This is a genomic window from Paraburkholderia sp., from assembly GCF_026225065.1.
GTDB lineage: Bacteria > Pseudomonadota > Gammaproteobacteria > Burkholderiales > Burkholderiaceae > Paraburkholderia.
In genome coordinates this window covers 1-13813 of sequence record NZ_JAMFSB010000027.1, presented here as the reverse complement: position 1 = coordinate 13813, position 13813 = coordinate 1, and the positions used below count along the sequence as shown (strand labels likewise).

The 13813-nt window shown below is 62.0% G+C and carries 14 protein-coding genes; 4 read left to right on the top strand and 10 right to left on the bottom strand.

All coding sequences use genetic code 11. The annotated features are described in order from the left end of the window. Window positions 1-14: 14 nt before the first annotated feature. From tal to M0954_RS01905, 4 genes are all read right to left on the bottom strand, one after another. On the bottom strand, window positions 15-968 hold the full coding sequence (tal, locus tag M0954_RS01920) for a transaldolase (RefSeq protein ID WP_297351325.1): 954 nt from the start codon (window positions 966-968) through the stop codon (window positions 15-17). Between the two features lie 251 nt (window positions 969-1219). Then, window positions 1220-2440: a benzoate/H(+) symporter BenE family transporter gene (locus M0954_RS01915; protein ID WP_133891232.1), complete on the bottom strand. Its 1221-nt coding sequence runs from the start codon at window positions 2438-2440 to the stop codon at window positions 1220-1222. A gap of 73 nt (window positions 2441-2513) precedes the next feature. Then, on the bottom strand, window positions 2514-3689 hold the full coding sequence (locus M0954_RS01910) for a VWA domain-containing protein (protein WP_123384513.1): 1176 nt from the start codon (window positions 3687-3689) through the stop codon (window positions 2514-2516). A gap of 83 nt (window positions 3690-3772) precedes the next feature. Further along, complete coding sequence (locus M0954_RS01905) at window positions 3773-4615, bottom strand: MoxR family ATPase (protein ID WP_297351323.1); 843 nt, start codon at window positions 4613-4615, stop codon at window positions 3773-3775. Between the two features lie 339 nt (window positions 4616-4954). Between M0954_RS01905 and M0954_RS01900 the strand changes: the two genes are divergently transcribed. Together M0954_RS01900 and M0954_RS01895 are read left to right on the top strand one after the other, a co-directional pair. Further along, on the top strand, window positions 4955-5323 hold the full coding sequence (locus tag M0954_RS01900; RefSeq protein ID WP_074265398.1) for a c-type cytochrome: 369 nt from the start codon (window positions 4955-4957) through the stop codon (window positions 5321-5323). Between the two features lie 59 nt (window positions 5324-5382). Beyond that, window positions 5383-5766, top strand: coding sequence for a c-type cytochrome (locus tag M0954_RS01895; protein ID WP_074265397.1), 384 nt, complete (start codon window positions 5383-5385; stop codon window positions 5764-5766). A gap of 129 nt (window positions 5767-5895) precedes the next feature. Here M0954_RS01895 and M0954_RS01890 read toward each other — a convergent pair whose 3' ends face one another. The 3 genes from M0954_RS01890 to rsxB are packed head-to-tail and all read right to left on the bottom strand — an operon-like array spanning window position 5896 to window position 8068. Then, window positions 5896-6330, bottom strand: coding sequence for a DUF1841 family protein (locus tag M0954_RS01890; protein ID WP_122153997.1), 435 nt, complete (start codon window positions 6328-6330; stop codon window positions 5896-5898). Between the two features lie 43 nt (window positions 6331-6373). Then, entirely contained in the window at window positions 6374-7018 is a 645-nt protein-coding gene (gene nth / locus M0954_RS01885; RefSeq protein ID WP_122153998.1) for an endonuclease III, read from the bottom strand. A gap of 15 nt (window positions 7019-7033) precedes the next feature. Next, window positions 7034-8068: an electron transport complex subunit RsxB gene (rsxB, locus tag M0954_RS01880; protein ID WP_297351320.1), complete on the bottom strand. Its 1035-nt coding sequence runs from the start codon at window positions 8066-8068 to the stop codon at window positions 7034-7036. A 146-nt stretch (window positions 8069-8214) separates the two neighbouring features. Between rsxB and M0954_RS01875 the strand changes: the two genes are divergently transcribed. Next, window positions 8215-8847, top strand: coding sequence for a TetR/AcrR family transcriptional regulator (locus M0954_RS01875; protein ID WP_122154000.1), 633 nt, complete (start codon window positions 8215-8217; stop codon window positions 8845-8847). A 198-nt stretch (window positions 8848-9045) separates the two neighbouring features. Here the strand turns inward: M0954_RS01875 and M0954_RS01870 are convergent, their stop codons facing one another. After that, on the bottom strand, window positions 9046-10323 hold the full coding sequence (locus M0954_RS01870; protein WP_297351318.1) for a polyhydroxyalkanoate depolymerase: 1278 nt from the start codon (window positions 10321-10323) through the stop codon (window positions 9046-9048). A gap of 182 nt (window positions 10324-10505) precedes the next feature. Beyond that, complete coding sequence (locus M0954_RS01865) at window positions 10506-12554, bottom strand: glycoside hydrolase family 15 protein (RefSeq protein ID WP_297351316.1); 2049 nt, start codon at window positions 12552-12554, stop codon at window positions 10506-10508. A 251-nt stretch (window positions 12555-12805) separates the two neighbouring features. Here M0954_RS01865 and M0954_RS01860 point away from each other — a divergent pair, with 251 nt between their 5' ends. Continuing rightward, a complete protein-coding gene (locus M0954_RS01860; RefSeq protein WP_297351314.1) occupies window positions 12806-13051 on the top strand; it encodes a hypothetical protein in 246 nt (81 codons plus the stop codon). Between the two features lie 146 nt (window positions 13052-13197). Here M0954_RS01860 and M0954_RS01855 read toward each other — a convergent pair whose 3' ends face one another. Further along, window positions 13198-13350 (bottom strand): DUF3096 domain-containing protein, encoded by a 153-nt coding sequence (locus M0954_RS01855; RefSeq protein ID WP_122154003.1) that lies wholly within the window; start codon window positions 13348-13350, stop codon window positions 13198-13200. Window positions 13351-13813: the final 463 nt, after the last annotated feature.

The following is a 13813-nucleotide window of genomic DNA, read 5'->3' as shown; positions in this document are numbered from 1 at the left end:
TTGCAACCGCGAAATTATTTCAGCGCTTCGATCAGTTTTTCGAGCTTGACTGCATCGGCGGCGAACGCGCGGATGCCTTCGGCGAGCTTTTCGGTGGCCATGGCTTCGTCGTTGACGAGGAAACGGAACGTCGATTCGTCGACAGCCACGCGTTCGATATTCCCGCTCTCGCCCAACTCCGGCGACAGCTTGCGCTCCACCTTGTCCGTGCTGTCCTGCAGCTTCTGCAGCAGGTCGGGGCTGATGGTCAGCAGGTCGCAGCCGGCCAGTTCGAGGACCTGACCCGGCGTACGGAAGCTCGCGCCCATCACCTCGGTCTTGTAGCCGAACTTCTTGTAGTACGCATAGATGCGGCGCACCGACTGCACGCCCGGATCGTTCGCGCCGCCGTCTTTCGCTTCATCCCACGCGCTGCCGGCGTTCTTCTTGTACCAGTCGTAGATCCGGCCGACGAACGGCGAGATCAGTTGCGCGCCCGCTTCGGCGCAGGCAGCGGCCTGGGCGAGCGAGAACAGCAGCGTCATGTTGCAGTGGATGCCTTCCTTTTGCAGATGCTCGGCGGCGCGCACGCCTTCCCACGTGGAAGCGAGCTTGATCAGGATCCGCTCGCGGCCGATGCCGGCGGCTTCGTATAGCTTGATCAGTTCATGACCCTTCTCGATCGACGCCTTGACGTCGAACGACAGACGCGCGTCGACTTCGGTCGAAACGCGGCCCGGGATGATCTTGAGAATTTCGGTGCCGAAGGCGATCAGCAGATTGTCGATGATCGCACCGACCGGCTTCGACGCGTGATCGTGCACGGTTTTTTCGAGCAGCGGACGGTAGTCGGCCTTCTGCACGGCCTTGAGGATCAGCGACGGGTTGGTTGTCGCGTCCCGCGGCTTGTACTGGGCGAGTTGCTGGAAGTCACCGGTATCGGCGACGACGGTCGTGAATTGCTTGAGTTGATCGAGTGCGGTAGTCATGTCGAGCCTTTAGGCGCACAGGCGCAATGGTCCAAAAGGTGGAGGTCGCCGCAAAGGTCACCGGGGCGGGTGCTCCGGTGACCCTGACTGCAGCATTTCACGCTGCGGCATTCCTCATGATATTGCCGGGGAATGCCGCCCGATACTTCTATTCTATGGCGGATCGGGCGCTGCGGCTTTTACATGTGCATTTGCCGATCCGTACGGCCTTCACTGCGGCCTGGCTGAAGTTTCGCTCGGCTCTTGTTTGCTCACGCCCGCCGAGCATTCAGCACGAGTTGCGTCAGCACGCCCGCCACCAGGCCCCAAAATGCCGAGCCGATCGACAGCAGGGTCAGGCCGGAAGCGGTCACCATGAAGGTGACCAGCGCCGCCTCGCGCTGTTTGAGATCCTGCATGGCGTTGGCGAGGCCGCTCATGATCGAGCCGAACAGCGCCAGCGCCGCTACCGACACCACCAGCGCCTTGGGCAACGAAGCGAACAGTGCAGCAATTGTCGCGCCAAAGATGCCGGCGATCAGATAAAAGACGCCAGCCCAGACGGCGGCGGTGTAGCGCTTGTTACGATCCTCGTGGGCCTCGGGGCCGGTACAGATGGCTGCTGTAATCGCCGCAAGATTGATGCCGTGCGAGCCGAACGGCGCGAGCAGCAGCGAAGCGATGCCGGTGGTGGCGATCAACGGCGCGGACGGCGTCGTATAGCCGTCGGCGCGCAGCACGGCAATCCCCGGCACGTTCTGCGAGGCCATGGCCACGACGAACAGCGGAATGCCGATGCTGATGACCGCCGCGACCGAAAACGCCGGCACCGTCAGCACGGGCTGCGCGAGCGCCACATGAAAGTGGCTGAAGTCGAGCAGCCCGAGGCCGCCGGCCACGGCAGTGCCCACCACCAGCGTCGTCACGATCGCATAGCGGGGCGCGAGGCGCTTGAGCATGAGGTAGGTGAAGAACATCACCAGCACTAGCGCGGTCTGGAATTGCGCGGCGCGGAAAATTTCGATGCCGATCTCGAACAGGATGCCTGCCAACAGCGCTGAGGCGATTCCGGCCGGAATCTTTTTCATCAGCGTATCGAACCATCCGGTCAGACCGACCACCGTGAGCAGCAGCGCGCAGACGATAAACGCCCCGATCGCCTCCGGATACGCCACGTGTGGCAGGGACGCCACCAGTAGCGCGGCGCCCGGCGTCGACCACGCAATCACGATCGGCGCGCGAAAGCGCAGCGACAGGCCGATCGTGCAGAGCGCCATGCCGATCGAGAGCGCCCAGATCCACGAGGAAATCTGTGCGTCGGAGAGATGTGCCGCCTGGCCCGCCTGAAACATCAGCACGAGCGAGCTGGTGTAGCCCGTCATCATCGCGACGAAGCCGGCCACGAGCGTCGATAGCGATGTGTCCGCGAACGGCCGCAGGCGTGTGGGCCGTGGGGGCGAAGGGGACAGCTCGGGGGAGGAGGGCGAACTCATGCAGAAGGTCTCGGTTTTCTTATGGGTGAAGGTCTGGCTGGTACACCTTACTGGCGTGGCTGGTCTGCGCCAATCACTTGCTTAGCGTACGCATCGCGGTCTCCAGACCGGCGAGGGTGAGAGGATACATCCGATGGGCCAGCACTTCGCGGATCGCCGATACCGATTGCCGATATTCCCACAGCCCCTCCGGCTCGGGATTCAGCCACGCGTGATGCGGGAAATGGTCGGCGAGACGCCGCAGCCAAACCGCACCGGCCTCGGGATTGTTGTATTCCACCGAGCCGCCTGGCTGCAGCACTTCGTAGGGGCTCATCGTCGCATCGCCGACGAAGATCAGCTTGTAGTCCGGCGTGAACTTGTGCAGCACGTCCCAGGTGGGCATGCGCTCTGCATGACGGCGGCGGTTGTTTTTCCACAGGAAGTCGTACACGCAGTTGTGGAAGTAGTAAAACTCGAGGTGCTTGAACTCCGCTTTCGCGGCGGAGAAGAGCTCCTCGGTGCGCTTGATGTGGTCATCCATCGATCCACCCACGTCGAGCAGCATCAGCACTTTCACTTTGTTGTGCCGCTCCGGCACCATCTTCAGATCGAGCCAGCCGGCGTTCGCCGCGGTGCTGCGGATCGTGTCGGGCAGGTCGAGTTCTTCGGCCGCGCCTTCGCGCGCAAAGCGCCGCAGCCGCCGCAGCGCGACCTTGATGTTGCGCGTGCCGATTTCCACCTGGTCGTCATAGTCGCGATAGGCGCGTGCTTCCCACACCTTGGCGCCGGTGCGGTTGCCCGCCGCATCGCCGCCGATACGGATGCCCTCGGGGTTATAACCGCCGTTGCCGAAGGGCGACGTGCCACCCGTGCCGATCCACTTGTTGCCGCCTTCGTGGCGCTCCTTCTGCTCCTCGAACAGTTCCTTGAGGCGCTCCATCAGCTTGTCGAGGCCGCCCATCGCTTCGATCTGCGCCTTTTCTTCCGGCGACAGGTCGCGCTGCAGCTTCTTTTTCAGCCAGTCGAGCGGCACGTCGAGCGCGAGTTCGGATTTGGCCGCCACGCCGTTGAAATACGCCCCGAAGGCCTGGTCGAACTTGTCGAAATACTGCTCGTCTTTCACGAGCGTCAGACGGGCGAGGTAATAGAACTCGTCGAGCGACGGCGCGATCACGTTGCCCTTGAGCGCTTCGAGCAGCGTCAGGTATTCCTTGACGGAGACCGGCAGCTTGGCCGCGCGCAATGAGTAAAAGAAGTCGATCAGCATGCGGTTTCCTCCGCTTCAGCGCGCCCGGACGCCGGTGCGCCGACGTAAGGCGTGCGCTTCGGGTTCAGGCGCACGCACTCCGTTCAACGGTTGTTGCGGTTCATGAAAATGAGCCGTTCGAACAGGCTCACATCCTGCTCGTTCTTCAGCAGCGCGCCATGCAGCGGCGGAATGATCTGCTTATGGTCGGACGAGCGTAGCGCCTCCGGCGGAATGTCTTCGGCGAGCAGCAGCTTCAGCCAGTCGAGCAGTTCCGAGGTGGACGGCTTCTTCTTCAGGCCCGACACGTTGCGCAGTTCGAAAAAGCTCGCCATCGCCGCGCTCAGCAGGTCCTTCTTGATGTTGGGGAAGTGCACTTCGACGATCTGCTGCATCGTCACCGGGTCCGGGAACTTGATGTAGTGGAAGAAGCAGCGGCGCAGGAACGCGTCCGGCAGTTCCTTCTCGTTGTTCGACGTGATGATGACGAGTGGGCGGTGTTTCGCGCGCACCAGCTCGTGCGTCTCGTAGACGTAGAACTCCATGCGGTCGAGCTCGCGCAGCAGGTCGTTGGGGAATTCGATGTCGGCCTTGTCGATCTCGTCGATCAGCAGCACGGTCTGCTGGTCCGCGTCGAACGCCTGCCACAACACACCTTTGACGATGTAGTTGCGGATGTCCTTGACGCGCTCGTCGCCCAGCTGCGAATCGCGCAGGCGCGACACCGCATCGTATTCGTAGAGGCCTTGCTGTGCCTTCGTGGTGGACTTGATGTGCCACTGCATCAGCGGCATGCCGAGTGCCGCCGCCACTTCCTCGGCGAGCATGGTTTTGCCCGTGCCGGGTTCGCCTTTGATGAGCAACGGACGCTGCAGCGTCATCGCGGCGTTGACCGCGAGCTTGAGATCGTCGGTGGCGACGTATTGCGATGAGCCTTCGAAACGCATGACGAGACGCTCTTTCGGGGAAAAATTCCAGTATAAGTCAGAAGCCCTGTTGGCCTGATTCGGGCTGTCGTATGGTGTCACCCGCAACGGCTGCCGGTGCGCGGCCCGGTGGGCGGGCCGCATGCGGCGGCTTGTCTCGTGCGGGTTTGCCCTTAGTGCGTCTGGCCGGCGAGGCGCGTTGCCCCGCCGGCTGGCGCTTCCCTGCTCTGTGGACGCCCCGCGCAGCGTCGCGGTACAATTAGCCCGATTTTTTTGGCCTGCGTGGTAACCCCAGAAGAATAATGGTGCAGGCCGTTGCCTTTGCGGGCGCCCGTTTCCCCTCAAGCCAGGTTACAAGCTATGAATAAATTCGTCGTCAAACACGTCGTGATCACAGCGCTGTCGGTGCTAGCGGGCTACGCGGCCACCGTGCAGGCAGCGGATATCGTCGGCAACGCCAAGGCGGGCCAGGGTAAGGTCTCGATGTGTATTGGCTGCCACGGCATTCCTGACTACCGTACGGCGTACCCAGAGGTCTACCGGGTGCCTATCCTCGGCGGCCAGAACCAGACGTATATCGAGAACGCACTGCACGAGTACAAGAAAGGCGATCGCCGCTTCGAAACGATGCACGCCATCGCCACGTCGCTGTCGGACCAGGACATTGCCGACATTGCTGCGTACTACGCGGCGCAGACCTCCGCTTCGAAAAACAATCCCGACAAGTGATCGGCTGCGGTCATTCATCCAGTCACTCGGCTATTTACTTTCGCGGGATAGGAGAATTCATGAAGAAGCCTCAACTGGCACTCCACACGATGTTCAAGGCTGCCTGCGCAGCAACGGCATTGCTCGGTCTGGCCGCAGCCAACGTGGCATATGCCGCCGACGCCGGCAACGGCAAGGTGCTGGCCGATGCGCACAACTGCGCGGCTTGCCATGGCGTGAACCTGAACAAGCCGGTCAGCCCGGAATATCCGAAGCTCGCCGGTCAGCATGCCGACTATGTCTACTGGGCGCTGCGCCAGTATCAGATGGGCAATGGCAACCCGCATTTCGGCCGCAACAATCCGATCATGCAGGCGCAGGTGCAGAGTCTGTCGCAAAGCGACATGAAGGACATCGCGGCCTATGTCGAGTCGTTGAGCGGCGATCTGGTCGAGAAGAAGTAAGCTCGTCGCGCCTCGCGGCTGGCTTTGCCGATGTGAACACGGAAACACCCCGCCTTGGCGGGGTGTTTCGCTTTGGGGCGTTTCAATGATGCGTCTGAAACCGGTCGACGCGCCAGCTTGGGACGCGCGTTAGTCACGCGACGCGCGGCGTTCGATGCGCTGCAGGTAAGCGTCGGTGTCGGGCGGTGTGCCGGTGCGTTGTGCTTCCCACAGGGTCTCGCCGAGGCACTCCATGATGGCGTGCTGCGCGTCGTGGGCGGAGCCGAGGCGGCCGGCGAGCCGCTCGTGAGCGGCGCGGATGCCAGGCGGCTGATCGATCGACAGTTGCTCGCTGATTGCCAGATGCATTGACAGATGCAGAAACGGGTTGCTCTGGCCGCGTTCAGGCGAGTAGTCCTGGGCGGATGCGGCTTCGCCATCCGTCAATTCGGTGTGGTATTCGGGGTGCTCGACTATCCAGTCGGCGGCGATCGCCTCAAGCGGTGTCAGGATTGCGCCTTCGCGCTGCTTGCGCCAGGTCTCGGTGAAAAAGCTTCGGACTTCGTCGCGGCTGGGATTGAACATCGTGGACTGAAAACGGTGGTGAGGGGTGCGAGATATGACTATCTCACAGATCCGGCGGCGGAGTCTTCGGCCTGAACTCGCACAGCGGCTCGATCACGCAGTGCCAGCATTCGGGCCGGCGCGCCTTGCAGACATAGCGTCCGTGCAGGATCAGCCAGTGATGCGCGTCCTGCATGAACTCGGCTGGCGTGAACTTCTCCAACGCCGTTTCCACGGCGCGCACATCCTTGCCTGGTGCAAGCCCGGTTCGATTCGCAACCCGAAAGATGTGCGTATCGACGGCGATCGTTGCATGGCCGAAGGCTGTGTTCAGCACCACATTGGCCGTCTTGCGACCGACCCCAGGCAGGCTTTCGAGCGCTTCGCGGTCGTCCGGCACGTCGCCGCCGAACTGATCGAGCAGAATCCGGCAGGTCGCGACGACGTTCTTCGCTTTGGTCCGGTAGAGCCCGATGGTCTTGATGTAGTCGGTCACACCGTCCTCGCCTAGCTCGAAGATCTTCTGCGGCGTGTTCGCGACCGGGAACATCTTGCGCATCGCCTTGTTGACCGACACATCGGTGGCTTGCGCCGACAACATCACCGCAATCAGCAGTTCGAACGGTGTGGTGTATTCAAGTTCGGTAGTCGGGTGCGGGTTGAGGCTCTGAAGCGTCTCGTAGATGGCGCGGCGTTTGTTCGCGTTCATACCGGGGCGGATAGGTCAGGGTTTAGGCGTACGGGGGATCGGGTCGGCTTCGGCCGCTTGCGTCGGTTCATTGGCCTGGTTGCCGGGTGCAACGATACCTTCGATACCGAGGCGCCGGCGGCGCGCTTCGGCAGCGTCGATCTGAGCTTGCACGTCGCCACTCACGCGCTCCACGTTCTGTGGACCGGCGCCTTTTGCGGCCAGTTCTTCTTTCTTCTTGCGAGCGCGCTCGAGTGCGGCCTGGATGATCGCGCGTTTTTTGGCTTCGGGGTCGTCGGTGGCAACCGGCGCGGACGTTCCGGTCAACGCAGCAGTCCCGCCAGCGGACGCCTGAGCGGCGGCGCTAACCGAGGCACTCCCCCCAGCACCACCCGCAGCACGGCGGGCTGCTGCGCGCGCTTCAGCGGCATCGCGTTCGCGCGCAAGGCGCGCTTCCCGCCGGTCGTGGCGTTCGCGAGCGGCATTGGCCTCGCCCGCAGTCCAGGCATCCCATCCGGTCGCCTCGCCGGTGACGGGCAGCATGGCGATGCAGTCGACCGGGCAGGGCGCGACGCACAGATCGCAGCCCGTGCACAGTGCTTCGATGACCGTATGCATTTGCTTCGGTGCACCAAGAATCGCGTCGACCGGACACGCCTGCATGCACAGCGTGCAACCGATGCACAGACTCTCGTCGATAACGGCAACCGGCCGCGGCCGTTCGATGCCGTTAGCGGGGTTGAGCGGGATGGCCGGCTTGCCGAGCAGGGCGGCCAGCCGCGCTACACCTTCGTGGCCGCCTGGCGGACACTGGTTGTAGTTCGCTGTGCCAACGGCTACAGCTTCGGCGTACGGCCGGCATGCTGCGTAGCCGCACTTCGTACATTGGGTCTGGGGAAGCAGATCTTCGATGCGGTCTGCGAGTGTTATGGAATCGGTCACAGTGAAGACGGTAAGACTGGCCGGCGGGCCGCCACAGGCGCTTGCCGACAGTCGGGAGCAGCGCGAATTGGCTGACTCAATCAAGCTTAGGGAAATTGCTTCATTATCGCCGATTTCCCCGATTGCCATTACCAAACCATGTGCCATAATCAAAGCGCTTTTCCGAAAGACCGCAGAAGGGTGTCCCCCAACCATACCGTTTAGTGCTGTCGGTGCAAGGCCCGAGGAGAGGCCGGCGGCACGATCCGGATAACGCGGCTCAAGATAATGCCACCATGAATCAGCCCAAAATCAAAAGAGATCCTGAAGGCACCCGGCGCCGTATCCTGCTCGCGGCCGCCGAGGAATTTGCGAATGGTGGGTTGTTCGGCGCACGCGTCGACCAGATTGCCCGCCGAGCTGAAACGAATGAACGCATGCTCTATTACTACTTCGGTAGCAAGGAGCAGCTATTCACGGCTGTGCTCGAACACGCCTTTGGCGCGCTGAACGAGGCAGAGCGCACGCTGGAATTGAACGGCATCGCGCCGGTCGAGGCCATTACGCGGCTTGCGCATTTCGTGTGGGACTACTACCGGGATCATCCGGAGTTGCTGCGTCTCGTGAACAATGAGAATCTGCATGAGGCGCGCTATATGCAGAAGTCCACACGCATTCGGGAAATGATCTCGCCGATTGTTGCAACACTCGGCGGCATCCTCGAGCGTGGTCAGCGTGCGGGCCTGTTTCGAACCAATGTCGACCCGCTGCGCTTCTACGTCACGCTTTCGGGCATGGGCTACTACATCGTGTCGAACCGCTTCACGCTGGAAGCGACGCTCGCCCGTGATTTCAGCGCACCCGCCGAGCGCAACGAAGTCGTGCAGATGAACACTGAGTTGCTACTCGCGTATCTGCTTAGGCGTTAAACGCCAGGAGGCGCTGCTCTGGCGGTAAGAGGCGCACGTTCAGGGTGCGACAGCGCGCAGCAGCAAGTCTCCACGATTCGGCAAATCGGCGCTTCAAACAACAACGGCCCCCGCGGGGGCCGTTGCTTCACATTTGATGCGCACACAACCTTCGACGTGGCGGCCCGGTTTTATCAAGGCCGCCATGCTGCATTGCGTTCAGGCTTCGACTTTTTCTTTCGCGGCCTTGGGCGCCTTATTGTGCGCGAGGATGAAGTCGCGCAGTTGCGGATAAATGATGGTGCGCCAGCGGCGGCCGGAGAAAATGCCGTAATGGCCGCACTTTTCTGCCGTGAAATGCTGCTTGTGTGCCGCCGGGATGCCGCTGCACAGATCCTGCGCGGCACGCGTCTGGCCGTCGCCGGAGATGTCGTCGAGCTCGCCTTCAATCGTGAACAGGGCAGTCTTCTTGATGTCCTGCGGCCGCACACGCTCGCCGGCTACATCCCAGGTGCCTTCGGCGAGGCGGAATTCCTGGAAGACTACGCGGATCGTGTCGAGGTAGTACTCGGCGTCCATGTCGAGCACGGCGTTGTACTCGTCGTAGAAGCGGCGATGTGCTTCGGCGTCTTCTTCGTCGCCGCGCATCAGGCTCGGGTAGTAATCCCAGTGCGAGGCTGCATGGCGCTCCGGATTCATGGCCACAAAACCTGTGTGCTGCAGGAAGCCCGGGTAAACCTTGCGTCCTACGCCCGGATAATTCGGCGGCACCGTGTAGATCACGTTGTTGTCGAACCATTCGAACGAGTGTTGCGTGGCAAGCGAGTTCACCGAGGTCGGGCTCTTACGCGCGTCGATCGGGCCGCCCATCATCGTCATCGTGCGCGGCGTGTCTTCGCCGCGGCTAGCCATCAGCGAGATTGCAGCCAGGACCGGTACGGTCGGCTGACACACCGAGATCACGTGCAGGTCTTTCGCGCCGATGTGACGGATAAATTCCTGAATGTAAGCAACGTAATCGTCGAGCTGGAACCTGCCATCTTCGAGCGGCACCATGCGCGCGTCGAGCCAGTCGGTGATGTACACCTTGTGGTCTTGCAACAGGGTGCGCACCGTATCGCGCAGCAGTGTGGCGTGGTGGCCGGACAGCGGCGCGCACACCAGCACGACCGGCTCGTCTTTCAGTTGACTGACAGCGGCGCTGTCGTCAGCGAAGCGCTTGAAGCGCAACAGACGGCAAAACGGTTTCTCGACGATGGTCTGCTCGATGATTGGGATGTTATGACCATCCTTAACAATCTGGTGCAGGTTGAATTCGGGTTTTTCGTAGTCTTTGCCTAGCCGGTAGAGCAATTCGTAACCAGCGGAAAGACGGGTGGCGCCTGGCACATAGGCGAGAGGGCTGGCCGGATTCGCGAAGGATTTCGACGCGGCCTGGGCCCAGGCGGTCAGCGGGCTGAGCAGAGCCCGCTGGAATTCATGTAGCTGATAGAGCATGGGTGCTCCGGCGTTGGGGCGATTCGCATGGGGCTTCGCAAACACGCGTTTCGCGTTGCGGCGGGCCGTTTTGGTTGTAGGCGCTTGATTATCGGCCAAGAGTCTCGTTTGATGATATCGGACAAAGTAGTTTTGTGCAACGCAGCAATACGACGCCTCCTGGCAGCTAAAACGTCATTAACTCATGGTACGGACGATGTTGCTGCGCCGCTATCAGGGGTTGCCGCAGGGTCAAGTTTGTCGATCTCGCTGCCGTTATGCGCCGCCGCATTTTGAGACGGCGCATTCTGCGATGGCGCGCTCTGCGACGCCCCGTCATGCGCCGGCTGGCCGGTCGCCTTCGCCATCTCCTGCTCGTGTTTCATCAGGTTAAGGCCGGTGTGCACCAGTGCCACGTGTGAAAACGCCTGCGGGAAGTTGCCAACGAGGCGCTTCTCGGCCGGATCGTATTCTTCGGCCAGCAGGCCGACATCGTTAGCCAGCCCGAGCAGCCGTTCGTACATCGCTTCTGCTTCGGCCACGCGGCCCTGCATGGCAAGGTTGTCCACCATCCAGAAGCTGCAGGCGAGGAAGGTGCCCTCGCCGGGCGGCAAGCCGTCGTTGACTTCCGTGGTGCGGTAGCGCATCACGAAGCCGTCGCGCATCAGATACTTTTCAGTCGCGGCGACAGTGCCGGCCACACGCGGATCTGATGGCGGCAGGAAGCCGACCTGCGCGATCAGCAGGACGCTCGCGTCTAGCTCGTCGCCGCCGTAGACCTGGGTGAACGCATTGAGCGTCGGGTTCCAGCTCTTCTCGCAGACCTCGGCGTGAATCTGGTCGCGAATCGCGCGCCAGTGGTCAAGCGGACCGTCCAGATCGAACATTTCTGCCGACTTGATCGCGCGGTCGAACGCCACCCAGGCCATCACCTTCGAAAAGGTGAAATGCTGGCGGCCGCCGCGCGTTTCCCAGATGCCTTCGTCGGGCTCTTGCCAGATGGTTTCCAGATGCTCGAGCATCTCGCACTGCACGTTCCACGCGGTGTCGTCGGCCTGCAGGCCGCCCACCCGCGCCAGATGCAGGGCGTTCATCACTTCGCCGTAGACGTCGAGCTGCAACTGGCCGGCCGCGTTATTGCCTATGCGCACTGGCTTCGCGCCCTGGTAGCCGGGCAGCCAGTCGATTTCGAATTCCGGCAGGCGCCGCTCGCCGGCAATCCCATACATGATCTGCAACTGTTCGGGCGCTCCCGCCATCACGCGGGCGAGCCAGCTGCGCCATGCGCGCGCTTCGTCGAAGTAGCCGCCGCGCATCATGGCCAGCAGCGTGATGGTGGCATCGCGCAGCCAGCAATAGCGGTAATCCCAGTTACGCGTGCCGCCCAGGTGTTCGGGCAGCGAGGTGGTGGGGGCCGCCACGATGCCACCAGTCGGTTCGTAGGCGAGCGCCTTCAGCGTGATCAGCGAGCGGCGGATCGGCTCGGCATACTTGCCTTCGATCGTGTTGCGCGCCGACCACTCGCGCCAGTGATTCTCGGTTCGTGCCAGTGCCGTGTGCGGATCGTGGGCGGGCGGCAGGCGCAGATGCGACGGCGAATACGTGAGTGAGAACGGCACCCGTTCGCCCGGCGATACGGTGAATTCGGCGACGGTGTGCATGTTCTCGCCGCGCAGTTCGACAGGCGTGCACAGCACGGCGGTATCCGGTCCGACGATCGCCTTGATGCCGTTGTCATGCTTGAGACGGCTGACCCACGGAATCGAAAAGCCGTAATCGAAGCGCAGCACCAGTTCCATCTTCATGCGCACTTTGCCGCGCCGGCCCACCACGATCCGGACCAGTTCCGACGAACCGTTGCCGGGCGGCATGAAATCGATCACTGTGACCGCGCCGTCCGCGGTTTCGATATCGGTTTCGAGGATCAGCGTCTCGCCTCGATAGCGGCGGGTGATCTTCGCAGGCGTGGCCTGTGTCGCCTGCATTTCCTGTTTGTCGGATTTACCGGATTTGTCGGAGTCTCCGGAGCTGTCGGCCCCTTTGGTTCTGTCTGACTCCTCGGCGTCGTCAGTCTCTGGAGAGGCCGGCGCGATCAGCCAGCGCCCGTGCTTTTCTGTACCAAGGAGCGCGGCGAAGCAGGCACCCGAGTCGAAACGTGGCCAGCAGAGCCAGTCGACGGAGCCGTCACGGGAAATCAGGGCGGCGGTGTGGCCGTCGCCGACGAGAGCATAGTCTTCGATAAGAGCGGGCATAGATGATTGGGTAAGCGGTTTGAGCGGCGTAAGCAAGACGTAAAACGTGCGCCTCGCGCGCGCCGGGACGTTGTTATTACCGGACCTGTGTCACGCACTTTGGTTCAGCAAGCCCTGCGGACAATCCGTCTTGGCATTCTGGGATAACGCTGCTTACAATTGGATTTTCGGTAGATGAGCAAGGATCTTGCCGCAGGTCTGGGTACGTCGGTCCATTGCACACGCAAACGCTGTTTTCGAGGACGAAAGCCATGCTGAACCCGTCGAAATCCGATTGCATCACCATTCTCTCGGCAGCCAACGAACTCGCTGACGATTCCATGCTTGCCCTCGACGCTGGCCGTCTGGGCCTCTCGCGCAACGGGATGCAGGCGGCCGCTTGCTTCCTGATCGAGCGTGCCTGCTTCAGGCATCACGAGAAGGGTGAGGGCCATTATGCCGTTGGTGGCCTGTCGCTGCAGGGAAGGCTACGGCTCGAGCAGCTTGTCCACGGTTAAACCCGGGGATAAATCCCGTTGATAAATCCCGTTGATCGCCACGGTAAGCCGCGCGGGTAGCCCCGAGGCTGGGGCAGCCTTGTCCGGTCACCCGCAAGCCAGATCGCCTCACGCAGGTAGAGCGCCGGAGTCAAAACGCAGGCGCATCAGAAGTGTGACGCCGCCACGCCGAAGATCCCGATGATGCCGATGATGATCAGATAGAGCGCGACGATGTAGTTCAGGAGGCGCGGCATGACAAGAATCAGGACACCGGCGATCAGCGAAACAAGCGGGCCCAGGCTGAAGGTGACGTTCATGATGACTCCGGGTGGATGAGACAGGTGTAAGAGGAGATTCTCATTGGGCGGCAGGATGCGCCACCCGCCAGCACCGGAGCGGGGCCCGTGGGCTGCGCGATCCGGCTCGACGCTTTGCTTCTATCTTCTATACTTGGCCCGACAACAAAAACACCTGGAACGACGCGTCCCTGAACCGGGCGTTCCAGACCGCGTGGCAGACCAGTGACATGATCAAAACCTGATAACCCGATGTCCAGGAGGTCGACATGCATCGTAGTGCCCAAGCCGCTGCAAGCGTTGCGCATCAATCGTTATTTCAGCCCGCCAGGAAGGCCGCATGCGCGCCATCGTCCCGGTCTGCCCATTCGATAATAAAAGGTTTCGTGCTTATGGTTTCGATTGTCGCTTCACAGGCGTTCGCGCAGGATGCCGGCCCCGCACCGGCCGACGGTGTCTACGACATGATCGTCGGCACCTACAC

Coding starts and splice junctions, on each gene's coding strand:
- M0954_RS01890 (WP_122153997.1), bottom strand. CDS start 6,330: ATGTTCAATCCCAGCCGCGACGAAGTCCGAAGCTTTTTCACCGAGACC.
- M0954_RS01865 (WP_297351316.1), bottom strand. CDS start 12,554: ATGCCCGCTCTTATCGAAGACTATGCTCTCGTCGGCGACGGCCACACC.
- nth (WP_122153998.1), bottom strand. CDS start 7,018: ATGAACGCGAACAAACGCCGCGCCATCTACGAGACGCTTCAGAGCCTC.
- M0954_RS01910 (WP_123384513.1), bottom strand. CDS start 3,689: ATGCTGATCGACTTCTTTTACTCATTGCGCGCGGCCAAGCTGCCGGTC.
- M0954_RS01860 (WP_297351314.1), top strand. CDS start 12,806: ATGCTGAACCCGTCGAAATCCGATTGCATCACCATTCTCTCGGCAGCC.
- M0954_RS01905 (WP_297351323.1), bottom strand. CDS start 4,615: ATGCGTTTCGAAGGCTCATCGCAATACGTCGCCACCGACGATCTCAAG.
- M0954_RS01900 (WP_074265398.1), top strand. CDS start 4,955: ATGAATAAATTCGTCGTCAAACACGTCGTGATCACAGCGCTGTCGGTG.
- rsxB (WP_297351320.1), bottom strand. CDS start 8,068: ATGGCAATCGGGGAAATCGGCGATAATGAAGCAATTTCCCTAAGCTTG.
- M0954_RS01875 (WP_122154000.1), top strand. CDS start 8,215: ATGAATCAGCCCAAAATCAAAAGAGATCCTGAAGGCACCCGGCGCCGT.
- M0954_RS01855 (WP_122154003.1), bottom strand. CDS start 13,350: ATGAACGTCACCTTCAGCCTGGGCCCGCTTGTTTCGCTGATCGCCGGT.
- M0954_RS01870 (WP_297351318.1), bottom strand. CDS start 10,323: ATGCTCTATCAGCTACATGAATTCCAGCGGGCTCTGCTCAGCCCGCTG.
- M0954_RS01895 (WP_074265397.1), top strand. CDS start 5,383: ATGAAGAAGCCTCAACTGGCACTCCACACGATGTTCAAGGCTGCCTGC.
- M0954_RS01915 (WP_133891232.1), bottom strand. CDS start 2,440: ATGAGTTCGCCCTCCTCCCCCGAGCTGTCCCCTTCGCCCCCACGGCCC.
- tal (WP_297351325.1), bottom strand. CDS start 968: ATGACTACCGCACTCGATCAACTCAAGCAATTCACGACCGTCGTCGCC.